Consider the following 18,787-nt stretch of genomic DNA (forward strand, 5'->3'; position numbering starts at 1 on the left):
CCAGATGCTTATGTGTTCCGAACATCCTGGCGCAGGCACAGGCGACGCATTGCATCGGGGGCCCCACCGTTACAGAACAAAGCCGTTTCGGGACACGCCCGCGACACCCCTAAACTGAGCCCGTGACCGAGAATGCTCAGCAGCAGCCATCAGCGCCCGACACCGAACTGCCGACCCAGTACGCGCCGGCCGAGGTAGAGGGGGCGCTGTACGAGCGCTGGGTAGAACGCGGTTACTTCGCCGCCGACGCGAAGAGCGACAAGCCGGCGTACACCATCGTCATCCCGCCGCCGAACGTCACCGGTTCCCTGCACCTGGGCCACGCCTTCCAGCACACGCTCATGGACGCGCTGACCCGCCGTAAGCGCATGCAGGGTTACGAGTCGCTGTGGCTGCCCGGCATGGACCACGCCGGTATCGCGACCCAGAACAAGGTCGAGCAGCAGCTCGCCGAGGAGGGCAAGTCCCGCCACGATCTGGGGCGCGAGGAGTTCGTCGAGCGCGTCTGGCAGTGGAAGGAGGAGTACGGCGGCAAGATCCTCGGCCAGATGCGCCGCCTCGGCGACGGCGTCGACTGGGACCGCGAGCGGTTCACCATGGACGAGGGCCTGTCCAAGGCCGTTCTCACTATTTTCAAGAAGCTCTTCGACGACGAGCTGATCTACCGTGCCGAGCGCATCATCAACTGGTGTCCCCGGTGTCTCACCGCCATCTCCGACATCGAGGTCGAGTACCAGGAGGACGACGGCGAGCTCGTCTCCATCAAGTACGGCGAGGGCGAGGAGACGCTCGTCGTCGCCACCACCCGCGCCGAGACCATGCTCGGTGACACGGCCGTCGCCGTTCACCCCGACGACGAGCGGTACCGGCACCTCATCGGCAAGCGGATCAAGCTGCCGCTGACCGACCGCGCCATCCCCGTCGTCGCGGACACCCACGTCGACCCCGAGTTCGGCACCGGCGCCGTCAAGGTGACCCCCGCCCACGACCCCAACGACTTCGCGATCGGCCAGCGCCACGGCCTGGAGTCGATCACGGTCATGGACGAGCGTGCCGTCATCACGGTCCACGGTCCCTTCCAGGGCCTGGACCGCTTCGAGGCGCGCTCCGCGATCGTCGCGGCGCTGCGCTCGCAGGGCCGGATCGTCGCCGAGAAGCGGCCCTACGTCCACTCCGTGGGCCACTGCTCGCGCTGCAAGACGACCGTCGAGCCGCGCCTGTCCATGCAGTGGTGGGTCAAGGTCGGCCCGCTGGCCCAGGCCGCCGGTGACGCCGTCCGCGACGGCCGGGTCGCGATCCACCCCGCCGACATGTCGAAGCGCTACTTCGACTGGGTCGACAACATGCACGACTGGTGCATCTCGCGCCAGCTGTGGTGGGGCCACCGCATCCCGGTCTGGTACGGCCCCGACGGCGAGGTCGTCTGCGTCGGCCCCGACGAGGAGCCGCCGGCCGGCGAGGGCTGGCACCAGGACACCGACGTCCTCGACACCTGGTTCTCCTCCGGCCTGTGGCCGTTCTCCACGCTCGGCTGGCCCGAACAGACCGAGGACCTGCGGAAGTTCTACTCCACCGACGTCCTGCTGACCGGCCACGACATCATCTTCTTCTGGGTCGCCCGGATGATGATGTTCGGCCTCTACGCGATGGACGGCGAGGTCCCCTTCAAGACCATCGCCCTGACCGGTCTGGTCCGTGACGAGCGCGGCAAGAAGATGTCGAAGTCCTTCGGCAATGTCGTGGACCCGCTCGACTGGATGGACAAGTACGGCTCCGACGCCGTCCGCTTCACCCTCGCCAAGGGCGCCAACCCCGGTACCGACGTGCCGATCGGCGAGGACTGGGTCCAGGCCTCCCGGAACTTCGCCAACAAGATCTGGAACGCCACCCGCTTCGCGCTGATGAACGGCGCGACGATCGAGGGCCCGCTGCCGGAGCCGGAGAAGCTGTCCGCCACCGACCGGTGGATCCTCTCCCGCCTCAACAAGACGATCGCCGAAGTCGACGCGTACTACGACGACTTCCAGTTCGCCAAGCTCGCCGACGGCCTGTACCACTTCGCGTGGGACGAGGTCTTCGACTGGTACGTGGAGCTGTCCAAGACGACGTTCATGGCGGGCGGCGAGGGCGCCAAGGTCTCCGGCCGGGTCCTCGGCGAGGTCCTCGACGTCACGCTGAAGCTGCTGCACCCGATCGTCCCGTTCGTCACCGAGGCCCTCTGGACCACCCTCACGGGCGGCGAGTCGGTCGTCATCGCGGACTGGCCGAAGGACAGCGGCTTCCGTGACGAGCCGGCGGAGAAGGAGATCGAGAGCCTCCAGTCGGTCATCACCGAGGTCCGCCGCTTCCGCGCCGACCAGGGCCTCCAGCCCGGCCAGCGCGTCCCGGCCCGCCTGACCCTCGACGGCACGGCGCTGGCGCCCCACGAGGCCGCCATCCGTCAGCTGCTGCGCCTCCAGCCGGAGGGTGACGCCTTCACGGCCACGGCGACCCTCCCGGTCTCCGGCGCCGAGGTGGCCCTCGACCTCTCCGGCACCATCGACGTCGCGGCGGAGCGCAAGCGCCTCGCGAAGGACCTGGCGGCGGCACAGAAGGAGCGCCAGCAGGCCGAGGCCAAGCTCGGCAACGAGGCGTTCCTGGCGAAGGCCCCGGACAACGTGGTCGACAAGATCCGCGGCCGCCTGGCCAAGGCGGACGAGGACATCGCCCGCATCCAGTCCCAGCTGGACCGCCTGCCGCAGGCGTAGGGGTTTTACGGTGCTGAAGGCCCCCGGAACTGTTCGGTTCCGGGGGCCTTCACGCACCCAGGGGCGCGGGGCTGTATCGATATGCGGCTCCGCCGCGTGGGCGCGACCAGCCACATACGGCCCGCAGCCGCCGTGAATGACCAGCCACCCCACTCCATAGGGACTCTCTACCGCCCCCTCCGTAGACTGACCCCGTGAGCGACACCGACCCCTTCGACGAGATCATCGACGCCGAGACCGACCGCGACCCCGACCTCGCGGTCATCGAGGCCGGCAGCCGAACCCTCCGCACCCAGGGCACCCCGCCGGAGGCGCAGGTACCCGCCCGCCCGGAGGACCCCGCGGTCGACAAGGCCCTGCGCGAGGTCGAGGCGGAGCTCGCCGGCCGCTGGGGCGAGACCAAGCTGGAGCCCTCCGTCAGCCGGATCGCCGCGCTGATGGACGTGCTCGGCGAGCCGCAGCGGTCGTACCCCTCGATCCACATCACGGGCACGAACGGCAAGACCTCCACCGCCCGCATGATCGAGGCCCTCCTCGGCGCCTTCGAGCTGCGCACCGGCAGGTACACCAGCCCCCACGTGCAGTCGGTCACCGAGCGCATCAGCCTCGACGGGGCGCCGATCTCCGCCGAGCGCTTCATCGAGACGTACGACGACATCAAGCCGTACGTCGAGATGGTCGACGCCCAGCAGCAGTTCCGGCTGTCGTTCTTCGAGGTGCTGACCGGCATGGCGTACGCCGCCTTCGCCGACGCCCCCGTGGACGTGGCCGTCGTCGAGGTCGGGATGGGCGGCACCTGGGACGCCACCAACGTCATCGACGGTGACGTCGCCGTCGTGACCCCCATCGACCTGGACCACACCGACCGGCTCGGCGAGACTCCCGGCGAGATCGCCAAGGAGAAGTCCGGCATCGTCAAGCAGGACGCGACGGTCATCCTGGCGCAGCAGCCGGTGGACGCCGCGCAGGTGCTGCTGAAGAAGGCCGTCGAGGTCGACGCCACCGTGGCCCGCGAGGGGCTGGAGTTCGGGGTCGTGGCGCGGCAGGTCGCGGTCGGCGGGCAGCTGCTCACCCTGCGCGGACTGGGCGGGGAGTACGAGGAGGTCTACCTCCCGCTGCACGGCGCCTACCAGGCGCACAACGCCGCCGTGGCGCTCGCCGCCGTCGAGGGCTTCTTCGGTGTCGGCTCGCAGCGGCCCGAGCCGCTGGACATCGACACCGTCCGCAAGGCGTTCGCGGCCGTGTCGTCGCCGGGGCGGCTGGAGGTCGTACGGCGCTCTCCCACCGTCGTGCTGGACGCCGCGCACAACCCCGCGGGCGCCCGGGCCACCGCCGACGCGATCGGTGAGGCCTTCGACTTCAGCCGGCTGATCGGTGTGGTCGGGGCCAGTGGCGACAAGAACGTACGAGGTCTCCTGGAGGCCTTCGAGCCGATCTTCGCGGAGATCGTGATCACCCAGAACTCCAGTCACCGCGCCATGGACGCCGACGAGTTGGCCGCGATCGCCGTCGAGGTGTTCGGCGAGGAGCGCGTACAGGTCGAGCCGCGGCTGCCCGACGCGCTGGAGGCCGCGATCACGCTGTCCGAGGAGGAGGGCGAGTTCGCGGGCGGCGGTGTGCTCGTCACCGGTTCCGTCATCACCGTAGGCGAGGCCCGGCTGCTGCTGGGGAAGGGCTGAATCCCAAGAATGCGTACTCTCTGTTCCTCGACGCTGATCGGCGAGTTCTTCATCATCGGCTTCGCCGGTCTGGTCGCGATGAAGGACGACGACCTGTCCGCGGGCACGGTGTGGACGGTCAGCGGTATCGCCATGTTCCTGTGTCTGGCGCTGTGCGGTGTGATCACCCGGCCCGGTGGCATCGCGTTCGGCTGGGCCCTGCAGATCGCCCTCGTCGCCTCCGGGTTCGTGGTGCCGACGATGTTCTTCCTGGGGGCGGTCTTCGCGGCGCTGTGGTGGGCCTCGGTGCACTACGGGCGGAAGGTCGACGAGGCGAAGGCGAGGTTCGCCGCGCAGGCGGACTCCACTACACCTGACGCTGCGTGACCGGCCGGCGGACACGCCGGGTAACCTCATCACCCCGCACACTTCTGATCACAAGGAGCCTCACGTGAGCCAGCGCACCCTCGTCCTGCTCAAGCCCGACGCCGTCCGTCGTGGCCTGACAGGCGAGATCATCAGCCGTATCGAGCGCAAGGCCGGCTGGCAGATCACCGCGCTGGAGCTGCGCACCCTGGACCAGGACACGCTGGAGCAGCACTACGGCGAGCACAAGGGCAAGCCCTTCTACGAGCCGCTGGTGGAGTTCATGGCCTCCGGCCCGGTCGTGGCGCTGATCGTCGAGGGCGAGCGGGTCATCGAGGGCGTGCGCGCGCTGGCCGGCCCCACCGACCCGATCGCCGCCGCCCCCGGCTCCATCCGCGGGGACTACGGCGTGATCGTCCGCGAGAACCTGATCCACGCCTCCGACTCCGAGGAGTCCGCGGAGCGCGAGGTCAAGATCTTCTTCCCCGGGCGTGCGTAGGTTTCGTGGCTTTTTCTGACGGGCCGTCACCGCGCCCGTCGGCCTGACCTGGGACGGCCGTATCTTTTCGGCCGTCCTTCGGCATATGCGTGCCGATCGGGGGAACGGGTGCCCCCGATGGACCGTCTCCACAAGCGCGGCGGCGTTTCATCTGCTGACAATGGCGAAGACCCTCGCGCGGTGTTCGCGTAGGCGCCACTACGATGGAAGCCTTCACGTCACCGCACCCACTTCGCCGTCCTGAAAAAGCCCTCAAGCTCCCAGGAAGGCCAGACGAATCCTGATGGGGAACTCAATGTCGTTCATCGGCCGTGACATGGCTGTCGACCTCGGGACCGCCAACACGCTGGTGTACGTCAGGGGTCGCGGGATCGTACTCAACGAGCCGTCCGTCGTCGCGATCAACACCAACACCGGTGGCATCCTGGCGGTCGGCGCCGAAGCGAAGAAGATGATCGGGCGCACGCCCGGCAACATCGTTGCCGTGCGTCCGCTGAAGGACGGCGTCATCGCCGACTTCGAGATCACCGAGCGGATGCTCCGCTACTTCATCCTGAAGATCCACAAGCGGCGGTATCTGGCTCGGCCGCGCGTCGTCGTGTGTGTCCCCTCGGGCATCACCGGTGTCGAGCGCCGTGCCGTCATCGAGGCGTCGTCCCAGGCCGGCGCCCGCCAGGTGCACATCATCGAGGAGCCCATGGCCGCGGCCATCGGTTCCGGCCTGCCGGTCCACGAGGCCACGGGCAACATGGTGGTGGACATCGGCGGCGGCACGACGGAGGTCGCGGTCATCTCGCTCGGCGGGATCGTCACCGCCCAGTCCATCCGCGTGGCGGGTGACGAGCTGGACAGTTCGATCATCCAGCACATCAAGAAGGAGTACTCGCTCCTCCTCGGTGAGCGGACGGCCGAGCAGATCAAGATCACGATCGGTTCGGCGTACGACCTCGACGCTGACGAGCACACCGAAATCCGCGGCCGGGACCTCGTCTCCGGGCTGCCCAAGACCGTCGTCATCTCGGCCGCCGAAGTCCGCAAGGCGATCGAGGAACCCGTCAACGCGATCGTGGACGCGGTCAAGACGACCCTCGACAAGTGCCCGCCCGAGCTGTCCGGCGACATCATGGACCGCGGAATCGTTCTGACCGGCGGCGGAGCCCTGCTGCGCGGCCTCGACGAGCGGCTGCGGCGCGAGACCGGCATGCCGATCCACATCGCCGAGGACCCGCTGGACAGCGTGGCGCTCGGCTCCGGCAAGTGCGTGGAGGAGTTCGAGGCGCTCCAGCAGGTGCTGGACGCCCAGCCGCGCAGATGACGTAACTCTTCGATTCCGCCGTACGAGATGATCTCCTCTCGTACGGCGGATCGTTGATATAGAGGCATAAGCTCGCCCATAAGCATCCGCGAGCCTCTGTACACCCGCCTACCTGAACACTGCACATTCCTATGAGGAAGGCACGGCCGCCGCACGTGAGGGACACACGAGAGAGCCGGCTGCTCCTGGTGCTGCTGATCGCCATCGCGTTCGCACTGATCACGGTGGACATCCGCGGTGGGGAGGACTCACCGGTCGACGGTGCCCGCCAGGTCGCGGCCACGGTTTTCGGCCCCATCGAGGACGGTGTGTCCTCCGCCGTGAACCCGGTCGGCAACGCGGTCTCCGCGATCCGGGACTCCGGCGAGCGGCACGACCGGCTCGCCGCGCTGGAGAAGGAGAACGCGGCCCTCAAGGCGAAACTCGGCAGCGACGACCGCAACGCCAGCCGCCTCAAGCAGCTCGACAAGATGCTGAACGTCTCGGCCGAGGGCCAGTACGGCATCAAGGGCGCCGAGGTCATCGCCATAGGAGCGGCCCAGGGCTTCTCCTGGACCATCACCATCGACGTCGGCTCCGACGACGGCATCAAGCGCGACATGACCGTCCTCAACGGCGACGGACTGGTGGGCCGCGTGACGACCGTCGGCCCGAACACCGCCACCGTGCTCCTCGCCAACGACCCCGACTTCACCGTCGGCACCCGCATGGAGGCCGGCGACGAGCTCGGCTTCGCTTCCGGGCAGGGCGACCGCCCGCTGCGCGTCGAACTCCTCAACGGCAAGGCCGAGGTGAAGAAGGGCGACCGTCTCGTCACCTTCGGCTCCCAGGCCGACAAGCCCTTCGTGCCCGGCGTCCCCGTCGGTGTCGTCTCCCGCGTCGACCCCTCCGGCGGCGACCTCACCCGCACCCTCTACGTCACGCCGTACGTCAGCTTCACCAAGCTCGACATCGTCGGCGTCGTCGTCGAGGCCCCGAAGAAGGACCCGCGCGACACGGTGCTCCCCGACAAGCCGAAGCCGACCCCCCGGCCGACCGTCACCGTCACGGTGACCCCGTCCGCCAACGCCCCTGTCGACGGCCAGTTCGAGCAAGAGCAGTAGGAGCTGATTCCCCTTGCGTGTCAACCGGATCCTGCTCTCCACCTCCCTCGTCGTCGTCGCCCTGGTCCTCCAGGTCAGCGTCCTGTCCCGGCTCCACCTCCCGGGCGCCGTCCCGGACCTGCTGCTGCTGACCGTCCTCGGTCTCGCGATGGTCTACGGCCATGTCGGCGGCGCCCTCGTCGGCTTCGGCGCGGGACTGCTGGCCGACCTCGCGCCGCCCGCCGACCACGCGGCCGGGCGCTACGCGCTGGTGCTGTGCGTCATCGGCTACCTCGCCGGGCTCGCCAAACCGGAGAACGGCAGACTCAAGTCGGCCACCGGCCCGATGCTCGTCGTGGTCGCCGCCGCCGTCGGCACGACCCTGCTCTACGCCGGTGTCGGCGCCCTCGTCGGCGACACCGCCGCCCGCCATGTCGGACTCGGCAGCCTGCTGTTCACGGCCGCGCTGTACGACCTGCTCCTCGCGCCCTTCGTCGTCCCCGGGATCATGGCGCTCGCCCGCCGTGCGGAGAACGACCCCCTCGCGGAGACCAACACCTCCGCCAAGAAGGCCACCGACATCTCCTCCGGCTGGCTCTCCTCCGGCACGGGTCTCAAGATCGGCGGCCAGCGCGGCGGACTCGGCTCGCTGAAGACCAAGGCCCGGACCCGGACCGCGCGCGTCGGCCGTATCAAGGGAGTCAAGCGGCTGTGACCGCAGGTGAGTTCACTCGAACGGGTTTCCTGGTGAGGAACGTCGTCTCACAGGTCAGCCGTTCATCATTCGTACGCGCACACAACTCGGCGCACTGAGAGGGGGCGGCAGCCGCAGTGACCAACATCCCCGAGACCGGTCGGACTCCACGGGTCCAGATCCGGCTCATCGTGATCCAGATCCTCGTCCTGTCCCTCCTCGGCACCCTCGGCGGGCGCCTGTGGTACCTCCAGATCCGCGAGGGCGACGAGTACGCCAAGGAGGCGTCCGGCAACCACGTCCAGCAGGTCGTGGAACCCGCCGTCCGCGGCTCGATCCTGGACGCGCGCGGCGTACCGATCGCCGACAACGAGACACGGCTCGTGGTCTCCGCCTCCCGCACCGACCTGCTGAAGATGAAGGACGACGGCAAGGCCGTCCTCACCAAGCTCGCCGGGGTCCTCGGTATGAAGCCCGAGGAGGTCATGCAGAAGGTCCGGCTGTGCGACGCCGAGACCCCCCAGCCCTGCTGGAACGGCTCGCCGTACCAGCCGATCCCCATCACCGACGAGGCCACCGCCAAGCAGGCACTCCAGATCCGCGAGCGCGCCGAGGACTTCCCCGGCATCACCGCCGAGCCCGAGGCCGTGCGCCGCTACGCGAGCCCCGGCAAGGCCAACACCGCCCAGGTCCTCGGCTATCTCTCCCCGGTCACCGACGAGGAGATCACCGAGGCCCAGGACACCGACTCGCCCTATCTGCGCTCCGACCAGGTGGGCCGCAGCGGACTGGAGCGCGAGTACGACAAGGAGCTGCGCGGCAAGGCCGGCGTCACCCGCTACGAGGTCGACAACCTCGGCCGCGTCATCGGCCAGGCCGCCAGCGACGACGCCCAGCCCGGCTCCAACCTCGTCACCAGCATCGACGCCCGCGTCCAGCGGGTCGCCGAGTACGAACTGAACGACGCGATGAAGAAGGCCCGCGACGTCTTCGACGACAACACCGGCGAAAACTACAAGGCCGACTCCGGCGCCGTCGTCGTCATGGAGGCCAAGACCGGCCGCGTCGTCGCCATGGCCTCCAACCCGACCTACGACCCGAACGCCTGGGTCGGCGGCATCTCCGCCAAGGACTACACCAAGCTGACGGGCAAGGACTCCAACTACCCGCTGCTCAACCGGGCCATCCAGGGCCAGTCGGCACCCGGCTCCATCTTCAAGGTGGTCCCGACCGCCGCCGCGATCAACGCCGGGTACTCCTTCGACGGCCCCTACGACTGCTCGAGCTCGTACTCGATCGGCGGCCAGGTCTTCAAGAACTTCGAGACCAAGGGATACGGCCCGATCAGCCTCGGCCGCGCCCTGGAGGTCTCCTGCGACACCGTCTTCTACCGGCTCTCCCACGAGGAGTGGAAGAAGGACGGCGGCACCAAGCCGAAGAAGGACGCCAAGAACTGGTTCTACAAGACGGCCCACCAGTTCGGCCTCGGCGCCGAGACCGGCATCGACCTGCCCAACGAGGTCACCGGCCGCATCCCGGACCGCCAGTGGAAGATCGACTACTGGAAGGCCAACAAGGACGCCTGGTGCAAGACCGGCAAGAAGGGCGGCACCTACGCCGAGCAGATCGCCTACGAGAACTGCCTCGAAGGCAATCTGATGCGCGCCGGTGACTCCGTCAACTACTCCATCGGACAGGGCGACACCCTCGTCACCCCCATCCAGATGGCCACCATCTACGCGGCGATCTCCAACGGCGGCACCCTCTACACCCCGTCCGTCGGCAAGGCCATCGTCAGCGCGGACGGCAAGACCGTCGACGAGATCAAGCCCAAGACACACGGCAAGCTGCCCATAAGCAAGAAGACGCTGGCCGAGATGGACGACGCGCTCGCGGGCGTCGCCACCCGCGGCACCGCCGCCTGGCGGTTCGGCGGCTGGCCGCAGGACGAGATCCCGATGCACGCCAAGACCGGTACCGCCGAGGTCTACGGCAAGCAGACGACGTCCTGGTTCGCCACGTACACCAAGGACTACACGGTCGTCATGACCATCTCCCAGGGTGGTACGGGCTCCGGAGCCTCCGGCCCCGCCGTGCGCAACATCTACAACGCGCTGTACGGCGTCGCCGCCGACGGCACCATCAACAAGAAGAACGCCCTGCTGCCCACCCCGCAGAAGAGCCTGCCGAAGGTCCAGACGGACGGCACCATCAAGTCCCCGAAGGTCGGCAAGGACCCGGCCAAGGAACAGCGGGTGAGCCAGGAAGGCACGCCCGAGCCGGACGAGACGCAGCTGGCGGCGACCGTGGAGAACAGGGCGACAGGCAACCGCAACACCCGCAGGCGGCGCCACAGGCGAGGTAGCCGGAGGATGTGCACATGACCGGCAACAGCTTCTCCGTCTCCGGCTACGGGCCCGAGCGGGCGGGCTGGACGCGGCTGTTCGCCCGCGACTCGCTGGCCCGCCGGCTGGACTGGCCGATACTGTTCGCGGCCCTCGCCCTGTCGCTGATCGGCTCCCTGCTGGTCTTCTCGGCCACCCGCAACCGCACCGAGATCAACCAGGGCGACCAGTACTACTTCCTGTTCCGCCACCTCATGAACACCGGCATCGGCTTCGCCTTGATGATCGGCACCGTCTGGCTCGGCCACCGCGCCCTGCGCACAGCCGTGCCGATCCTCTACGGCGCCTCGGTGTTCCTGATCCTGATGGTGCTCACACCACTCGGCTCCACGGTCAACGGCGCCCACTCGTGGATCGTCATCGGCGGCGGCTTCTCGCTCCAGCCCTCGGAGTTCGTGAAGGTCACGATCATCCTCGGCATGGCGATGCTGCTGGCGGCCCGGGTCGACGCGGGCGACAAGCCCTACCCCGACCATCGCACCGTCCTCCAGGCACTGGGCCTGGCCGCCGTACCGATGCTCGTCGTCATGCTGATGCCCGACCTCGGGTCGGTCATGGTCATGGTCATCATCGTGCTCGGCGTGCTGCTGGCCTCGGGCGCCTCCAACCGCTGGGTCTTCGGCCTGCTCGGCGCGGGCACGATGGGTGCGCTCGCGGTCTGGCAGCTCGGCGTCCTGGACGACTACCAGATCGCCCGCTTCGCCGCCTTCGCCAACCCCAGCCTCGACCCGGCCGGCGTCGGCTACAACACCAACCAGGCGCGTATCGCGATCGGTTCGGGCGGACTGACGGGCTCGGGTCTGTTCCACGGCTCGCAGACGACGGGCCAGTTCGTGCCGGAGCAGCAGACCGACTTCGTGTTCACGGTGGCGGGGGAGGAGCTGGGCTTCGTCGGCGCGGGCCTGATCATCGTGCTGCTCGGTGTCGTGCTGTGGCGGGCCTGCCGTATCGCCCGCGAGACGACGGAGCTGTACGGCACGATCGTCGCCGCCGGGATCGTGGCCTGGTTCGCCTTCCAGGCCTTCGAGAACATCGGGATGACCCTGGGGATCATGCCGGTCACCGGTCTGCCGCTGCCGTTCGTGTCCTACGGCGGTTCGTCGATGTTCGCGGTGTGGGTGGCGGTGGGCCTGTTGCAGTCGATCAGGGTGCAGCGGCCGATGTCGGCGTAGCGCTGCCGTGGAGGGGGAGTGGGATGTCGGACGAGTACGTGGCCGTGTGCCCGGTCGGTGAGGAGCTGGTGAGCCGGCTCCTGGGCCTGGCGGAGCTGGATCTGACCGACGGCGAGGCCGTCGAGGCAGGGATCCGCGAGGCCGGCTGGCCCGACTGGTCGCAGGCGGTACAGGGGCCGGCGTACGAGGACACGCCCGACGTCCCCGACGCCACGCATGTCACACCGGACGGCCACTTCGTCACCGCCGACGGCGACGGCACGCTCCAGCTGCCCTTCGCCTACCTCTACACGGTCGACGGCGGCCTGCTCGACGAGGACATCTGGGGTCCCATACCCGGCTGGACCAGCCAGGAGGGTGCCTGGCGGCCGGAGTTCGACGCCCACTTCGCCACCGTCGTCCAGCTCTTCACCGACCGGCTCGGCCTGCCGGACCACGACATCCGCCGGCCCAGGTACGACAGCCGGTACGTCAGCTGGCGCCTGGAACACACCGTGGTGATCGTCGGGCAGGGCCCCGAACCGATGTCGTACCACCAGTTCGAGGACGCCCATGTCCTTCTGGTCTCCCGGACGGCGAAGGACGCGCCGTTCCCGGAAGGCGAGGCGATGCGGGCGCTGGTCACCTCCTGATACCCGGCGGTTTGCCCAGGATTCACGGTCGGTGCCCTCTGCCGTCGCGGCCCGACTGCGTCTAGATTCAGTTCATGGCGGACACAAAGCGCGAGATCGAGCGGAAGTACGAGTCCGACGACAGCGGGCTGCCCGACCTCACCGGCGTCGCCGGGGTCGCAGCCGTCATCGACAAGGGTGTCGCCCACCTGGACGCCACCTACTACGACACCGACCACGACGACCTCATCGCGGCCTCGATCACCCTGCGCCGCCGCACCGGCGGCGCCGACGCCGGCTGGCACCTGAAGTTCCCCGTCTCGCCCGGTGTACGGGACGAGATCCAGGCACCGCTCTCCGACGCCGTCCCCCGCACCCTGGCGGGCCTCGTCCGCTCGCGCGTCCGCGACGCCGATCTGCTGCCCGTCGTCCGACTGCGCTCGGAGCGGGACGTACGCCATCTCGTCGACGCCGAGGGCGCACTGCTCGCCGAGGTCAGCGTGGACGCCGTACGCGCCGAGCGGCTCACCGGAGGCAGCGGCGGCGCCACCCAGTGGACCGAGATCGAGGTGGAGCTCGCCGACGGCGGCGACCAGGCCTTCCTCGACAAGGTCGAGAAACGGCTGAAGAAGGCGGGCGTACGGCCGTCGGGGTCGGCGTCGAAGCTGGCGCGGGCGCTGGCGGAGACCGGCGGGGTGAAGCGGCGGAAGGTGGCCAGGAAGGCACCGGAGACCGCCGGGGACCATGTGCTGGCCTACCTCCGGGCCCAGCGGGACGCGATCGTCGAGCTCGACCCGGCCGTTCGGCGGGACGTGTACGACTCCGTGCACCGCATGCGCGTCGCCACCCGGCGGATGCGCAGCGCCTTCAGGTCGTACGGCAAGATCCTCGACCGCGCCGTCACCGACCCGATCGGCGAGGAGCTGAAGTGGCTCGCGGGTGAGCTGGGCGTGGACCGGGACCAGGAGGTCCTGACGGAACGTCTGACCAACGCCCTCGACGAACTGCCGCGCACCTTGCTGGCGGGCCCGGTCCGCACCCGCCTGCGCACCTGGTCGCACGCCCGCAGCGGCGGATCACGCCGGCGCCTCATCGCCGTACTGGACGGGAAGCGGTATCTGGAGCTGCTGGGCGCTCTGGACGCCCTGGTGGCGGGCCCGCCGTTCCTGAAGGCGGCCGGCGGGAGGCCGTCCAAGGTCATCCCCAAGGCCGTACGCAAGGACTTCGGGAAGCTGACCGAGCTGGTCGAACAGGCACTGGAGGTGTCGCCCGGCGCCGACCGCGACCTCGCGATCCACGAGGCGCGCAAGAAGTGCAAGCGGACCAGGTACTCGGCGGAGGCGGCCGCCAAGGCGCTGGGCGAGCCCGCGGTCGATCTCGTCCGGTCGATGAAGTCCCTCCAGGGCCTGCTCGGCGATCACCAGGACAGCGTGATGACCCGCGAGGCCCTGCGTGATCTCGCAGGTCAGGCGCATGCCGCCGGGGAGAACGGGTTCACGTACGGGGTGCTGTACGGGCGCGAGGAGCGGCGGGCCGAGCTGGTCGAGCTGGACCTGCCCGTGACATGGCCGGCGATCAAGAGTTCGATGGAGGTCTGAGCGGAAGGACGGGGGCGGTCCACGATCGCGTTACGCTAGATGGTCACCCCTGTCAGTCCAGCCCACCACGAAGGTTCGCGAGATGCCTGCCGAAGTCGCTGCGGCCGCCGAGTCTGTGTTTCCGCAGCTCGAAGCTCTGCTCCCGCATGTGCAGAAGCCGATCCAGTACGTCGGCGGAGAACTCAACTCCACGGTCAAGCCGTGGGAGTCCTCTGACGTCCGCTGGGCCCTCATGTACCCGGACGCCTACGAGGTGGGCCTGCCCAACCAGGGCGTCATGATCCTCTACGAGGTCCTCAACGAGCAGGAGGGCGTCCTCGCCGAGCGCACGTACAGCGTGTGGCCGGACCTGGAGGCGCTGATGCGGGAGCATGGCGTCCCGCAGTTCACCGTGGACAGCCACCGGCCGGTGAAGGCCTTCGACGTGTTCGGGCTCAGCTTCTCCACGGAGCTCGGCTACACGAACATGCTGACGGCCCTCGACCTGGCGGGCATCCCGCTGGAGTCGCGCGACCGCGGCCTGGACGACCCCATCGTGCTGGCGGGCGGGCACGCGGCCTTCAACCCCGAGCCGATCGCGGACTTCATCGACGCGGCGATCATCGGCGACGGCGAGCAGGCCGTGCTCGACATGACGCGGATCATCCGCGACTGGAAGGCGGAGGGCCGGCCGGGCGGCCGCGAGGAGGTCCTCTTCCGTCTCGCGAAGACGGGCTCGGTGTACATCCCGGCGTTCTACGACGTGGAGTACCTCCCGGACGGCCGGATCGGCCGTGTCGTACCGAACAAGTCCGGTGTCCCGTGGCGGGTGTCCAAGCACACGGTCATGGACCTCGACGAGTGGCCCTACCCCAAGCAGCCGCTGGTCCCGCTTGCCGAGACCGTCCACGAGCGCATGTCCGTCGAGATCTTCCGCGGCTGCACCCGCGGCTGCCGCTTCTGCCAGGCGGGCATGATCACCCGCCCGGTGCGGGAGCGCTCGATCACGGGCATCGGCGAGATGGTCGAGAAGGGCCTCAAGGCGACGGGCTTCGAGGAGGTCGGCCTGCTCTCCCTGTCCTCGGCGGACCACACGGAGATCGGCGACATCGCGAAGGGCCTGGCGGACCGGTACGAGGAGGACAAGATCGGTCTGTCCCTCCCCTCCACCCGCGTCGACGCGTTCAACGTCGACCTGGCGAACGAGCTGACCCGCAACGGCCGCCGCTCGGGTCTGACCTTCGCCCCCGAGGGCGGCTCCGAACGCATGCGCAAGGTCATCAACAAGATGGTCTCCGAAGAGGACCTCATCCGGACGGTGGCCACGGCGTACGGCAACGGCTGGCGCCAGGTGAAGCTGTACTTCATGTGCGGTCTGCCGACGGAGACCGACGACGACGTCATGCAGATCGCCGACATGGCGATGAACGTCATCCAGAAGGGCCGCGAGGTCTCCGGCGCCAACGACATCCGCTGCACGGTGTCCATCGGCGGCTTCGTCCCCAAGCCCCACACGCCGTTCCAGTGGGCGCCCCAGCTCTCCGCCGAGGACACCGACGCCCGCCTGGAGAAGCTCCGCGACAAGATCCGCGGCGACAAGAAGTACGGCCGCTCCATCGGCTTCCGCTACCACGACGGCAAGCCCGGCATCGTGGAGGGCCTCCTCTCCCGCGGCGACCGCCGTATCGGCGCGGTCATCCGCGCGGTCTACGAGGACGGCGGCCGCTTCGACGGCTGGCGCGAGCACTTCTCGTACGACCGCTGGATGCGGTGCGCCGACAAGGCGCTCCCCTCCTTCGGCGTCGACGTCGACTGGTACACGACGCGCGAGCGCTCCTACGAGGAGGTCCTGCCCTGGGACCACCTGGACTCCGGCCTCGACAAGGACTGGCTCTGGGAGGACTGGCAGGACGCGCTCGACGAGACGGAGGTCGAGGACTGCCGGTGGACGCCGTGCTTCGACTGTGGGGTGTGTCCTCAGATGGACACGGCTATACAAATCGGACCGACCGGGAAGAAGCTGTTGCCTCTTACGGTCAAGAACGCGGGTCCGACGCCGGCTTCGAGCGGTCACTCGCACTGACGTGAGTGAGGCGTTGCGGCGCGTGGTGGATGCTCTGGAGGACGGCAGCGAGGATGAGATCGCTGCCGTCCTGAGGGTGCTCGGCGCGGAGAGTGGGCGGCGGGCGACGGCGCGGGAGATGCCGAGAACGCCTCTGCCGCCCTCTGGAGGCTCGTCGGTTGTCCATTCCGAGGTGGAGTGGGTCTGAGGGGTGAGAGCCCCGGAGCGTGCCGTGCTCGGTGACTGTCGCCTGAGTGGCTGCTCTTGGTTCGCGAGGTGCCTCGTGGCTTCCTAGCGTGGCGATATCCGCTACGCAGGAGGCGACATGTCAGCGAGTGAGCCGCCTGGGGGGCATCCGCGGTGGGGAAGTTCGAGCCAGGCCCCGCCGCTTTCGGGGCAGTGGACATCGCCCCCTGGCCCGCCGCAGAAGAAGCAACGCGGCCGTGGCTGTCTCTGGGGGTGCGCCGGCGCCCTGGCCGCGGTGGTCGTCATCGTCATTGTTGTACTGGTGATCGCGTCGGTGGACAGCGATGAGAGCACTACGCCTGCGCCCAGGGCGTCCACAACCCCGGCGACGCAGCAGGAGCAGACCTCGGAACCCGCGGGGGAGCGGGCCGACCTCATCAGCTTCCAGCTCGACGACCGCTCGCAAGCCGGTATCACCAACATCTGGCTCGTTTGGACGATCAAGAACAGCAGTAGCGAGAAGTCCGACTACTCGTGGGAGTGGGAGGCGGTCGACGCCAGCGGCACTCGTGTGGCGAACGGCTCGCAACTGGAGACCGATGTGCAAACCGGCCAGACTGCCAAGGGCGAGTACCCCACAACGCTCAAGAGCGTGAAGGGCATCAAGCTCAACATCACCAGCTTCAATCGCACTGCTAGCTACTGAGCAGGTAGGGCAGCAGTGAATCGAGCTCTTGAACGGGCCCGTATCGTACACGAGTGACCCGCCGGTGTTGCCTGAGTTGCCAACCAGCGGGCCCCTGGTGGTGCTCGACGTCAGATCGAGGAGGCCCTCGGCCGACCTTCCGCCGACCTCGCAGAACTGCTGGAGCTCCGGCTCACCCCGCCGGTAAACTACGCTCAGTTATTCCCACTTACTGAGCGGCGGGGGCCAGTGGCAAAAGAAGAGTATCTAGAAAGCGCGGCCCGTCGTCTATTCTTCGTTGAAGTGCGTCGAGAACTTCCCGATATTATAAACTTCAGAGACGTAAGAGAGCAGTGGGATCTTTACCGGGATCGAATGATTAAGCACATATCGAATCCGCACGTTGCGCCTGCCAGGGTTGAGATTGTAGAGCACCCCAAGAATCCTATATCGGTACGCCCATTGGCTCGCTTCGATATCAAGGATCGCTTGACCTATGAAACGTTGGCACTTGAGGCGTCCCATGAGGTCGATCGGCTGATTCCTTCTAATGTATTCAGCTACCGACTCAAAAGAAGCCAGATCCATTCAGTGAATGACTGGCTAGCGATGAGGAGGCGAGCTCGAAAGTTGCTCATGTCTGACCCAACCCTCATGATGGCCAGAACAGACATTTCCGCTTTCTATGAGAACATAGATATAAGCATCCTGAATTTGGACCTCATTCAAGCCGGGATCGAAATTCCTCTTGTTGGGCAGATTCAATCTTTTCTGGAGGGGTTTCAACATCAGTCGGAGGCTTGGGGGCTACCGCAAGGATCAAGCGCCTCTGGAGTTTTGGCCAATATCTACCTCCTGCCCTTCGATGAGTATGTTCGGCAATCAGGCATAAAGCATGTCCGCTACTCTGACGATACCTATCTATTTGGTAGCGACTGGGAAAGCCTGAGGTCATCGCTGGCAGGTGCAAACCAGGCCTTGCGCGCTCGGCGTCTAACTCCCTCTGCAAACAAGACCGAAATCCTCAACCGTGACAAGTCAATCAAATATTTAGATGACCATAATCGCAACCTGATTGCGTATTTTTACTCGCTAGGCAAGCCGCAGGCAAAAGAGCTATTGAGTAGGCTTTTCCGCGACGCCACTGCCAGTACACCTCCGTACGAGAGAGATGTGAAATTTTCTCTAACGCGATTTAGGCAGAATCAGGATGCAACTGCGGTCTCTTGGGCTCTGGCTAATCTGAAAGAGCTGCACCATATTTCCGATCAGATACTCCGCTATGTCGAGGCTCTTCCGGGCCATCGAACAGAACTAGTCAGCACGCTGGAAGCTGTAGTACGAGACTACTCCCTACTTCATTACCCTTTCCTGGAGCGTAATATTCTGCATTGCGCTTTGAGGAAAGATGTGCGTTCTAGGGTCCTCAAGGACAATGCATGGAAAGTCCTTCGAGACAGGAATCGTTCCAACTATCCCCGAGAATTTGCCGCACGCTACATAGGGAGAAACTCGGACGTAGCTGATGGTCCACTACTCAAAATGCAGTACGAGTCCGAACATAGCGAGGCGATCAAGCGGGCCCTTCTGATTGCCATGCATGAATGCGGATATATTTCAGAATCTCTTCTTCGGGGTCTCGAAAAAACGTCGGATTCAGAGTTGAGCTGGACTGCCCGATATCTGCTTAACGTGTCTGACATACCCCTACCCGTATAAGAATAGTGG

14 protein-coding genes are annotated in these 18,787 nt (G+C 67.2%); all 14 read left to right on the top strand.

What is annotated here, in order from left to right; translation table 11 throughout:
- Nucleotides 1–122: 122 nt before the first annotated feature.
- The 14 genes from HLK59_RS22720 (at nucleotide 123) to HLK59_RS22785 (ending at nucleotide 18,778) form a co-directional block, all read left to right on the top strand.
- Nucleotides 123–2,747 carry a valine--tRNA ligase gene (locus HLK59_RS22720; protein WP_171143335.1) on the top strand — a complete coding sequence of 875 codons (2,625 nt, stop codon included), beginning with the start codon at nucleotides 123–125 and terminating at the stop codon, nucleotides 2,745–2,747.
- Between the two features lie 194 nt (nucleotides 2,748–2,941).
- Nucleotides 2,942–4,426: a folylpolyglutamate synthase/dihydrofolate synthase family protein gene (locus tag HLK59_RS22725; RefSeq protein ID WP_171143336.1), complete on the top strand. Its 1,485-nt coding sequence runs from the start codon at nucleotides 2,942–2,944 to the stop codon at nucleotides 4,424–4,426.
- A gap of 9 nt (nucleotides 4,427–4,435) precedes the next feature.
- Nucleotides 4,436–4,792, top strand: a complete 357-nt coding sequence (locus HLK59_RS22730) for a DUF4233 domain-containing protein (protein WP_171143337.1) — start codon at nucleotides 4,436–4,438, stop codon at nucleotides 4,790–4,792.
- Between the two features lie 64 nt (nucleotides 4,793–4,856).
- A complete protein-coding gene (gene ndk / locus HLK59_RS22735) occupies nucleotides 4,857–5,270 on the top strand; it encodes a nucleoside-diphosphate kinase (RefSeq protein ID WP_057615965.1) in 414 nt (137 codons plus the stop codon).
- 295 nt (nucleotides 5,271–5,565) lie between these two features.
- Nucleotides 5,566–6,585 carry a rod shape-determining protein gene (locus HLK59_RS22740; protein ID WP_030601536.1) on the top strand — a complete coding sequence of 340 codons (1,020 nt, stop codon included), beginning with the start codon at nucleotides 5,566–5,568 and terminating at the stop codon, nucleotides 6,583–6,585.
- Between the two features lie 155 nt (nucleotides 6,586–6,740).
- Nucleotides 6,741–7,688 (top strand): rod shape-determining protein MreC, encoded by a 948-nt coding sequence (gene mreC / locus HLK59_RS22745; protein ID WP_171143338.1) that lies wholly within the window; start codon nucleotides 6,741–6,743, stop codon nucleotides 7,686–7,688.
- Nucleotides 7,689–7,701: 13 nt separating this feature from the next.
- Nucleotides 7,702–8,382 carry a rod shape-determining protein MreD gene (mreD, locus tag HLK59_RS22750; RefSeq protein WP_171143339.1) on the top strand — a complete coding sequence of 227 codons (681 nt, stop codon included), beginning with the start codon at nucleotides 7,702–7,704 and terminating at the stop codon, nucleotides 8,380–8,382.
- 116 nt (nucleotides 8,383–8,498) lie between these two features.
- The gene (gene mrdA / locus HLK59_RS22755; protein WP_171143340.1) at nucleotides 8,499–10,745 is read left to right on the top strand and encodes a penicillin-binding protein 2; all 2,247 of its coding nucleotides are present in this window, start codon (nucleotides 8,499–8,501) and stop codon (nucleotides 10,743–10,745) included.
- A complete protein-coding gene (gene rodA / locus HLK59_RS22760) occupies nucleotides 10,742–11,938 on the top strand; it encodes a rod shape-determining protein RodA (protein WP_171143341.1) in 1,197 nt (398 codons plus the stop codon). Before mrdA ends, rodA begins: the two co-directional genes overlap by 4 nt.
- A gap of 23 nt (nucleotides 11,939–11,961) precedes the next feature.
- Nucleotides 11,962–12,570, top strand: a complete 609-nt coding sequence (locus HLK59_RS22765) for a hypothetical protein (protein ID WP_171143342.1) — start codon at nucleotides 11,962–11,964, stop codon at nucleotides 12,568–12,570.
- A gap of 74 nt (nucleotides 12,571–12,644) precedes the next feature.
- Nucleotides 12,645–14,147: a CYTH and CHAD domain-containing protein gene (locus HLK59_RS22770; protein ID WP_171143343.1), complete on the top strand. Its 1,503-nt coding sequence runs from the start codon at nucleotides 12,645–12,647 to the stop codon at nucleotides 14,145–14,147.
- An 82-nt stretch (nucleotides 14,148–14,229) separates the two neighbouring features.
- Nucleotides 14,230–16,209: a TIGR03960 family B12-binding radical SAM protein gene (locus tag HLK59_RS22775; RefSeq protein WP_171143344.1), complete on the top strand. Its 1,980-nt coding sequence runs from the start codon at nucleotides 14,230–14,232 to the stop codon at nucleotides 16,207–16,209.
- A 460-nt stretch (nucleotides 16,210–16,669) separates the two neighbouring features.
- Nucleotides 16,670–17,080, top strand: a complete 411-nt coding sequence (locus HLK59_RS22780) for a hypothetical protein (RefSeq protein ID WP_171143345.1) — start codon at nucleotides 16,670–16,672, stop codon at nucleotides 17,078–17,080.
- Between the two features lie 228 nt (nucleotides 17,081–17,308).
- Entirely contained in the window at nucleotides 17,309–18,778 is a 1,470-nt protein-coding gene (locus HLK59_RS22785) for an RNA-directed DNA polymerase (RefSeq protein WP_171143346.1), read from the top strand.
- The last annotated feature ends 9 nt before the right edge of the window (nucleotides 18,779–18,787 follow it).

It is taken from the genome of Streptomyces sp. S3(2020) (genome assembly GCF_013044505.1).
Taxonomy (GTDB): Bacteria; Actinomycetota; Actinomycetes; order Streptomycetales; family Streptomycetaceae; genus Streptomyces.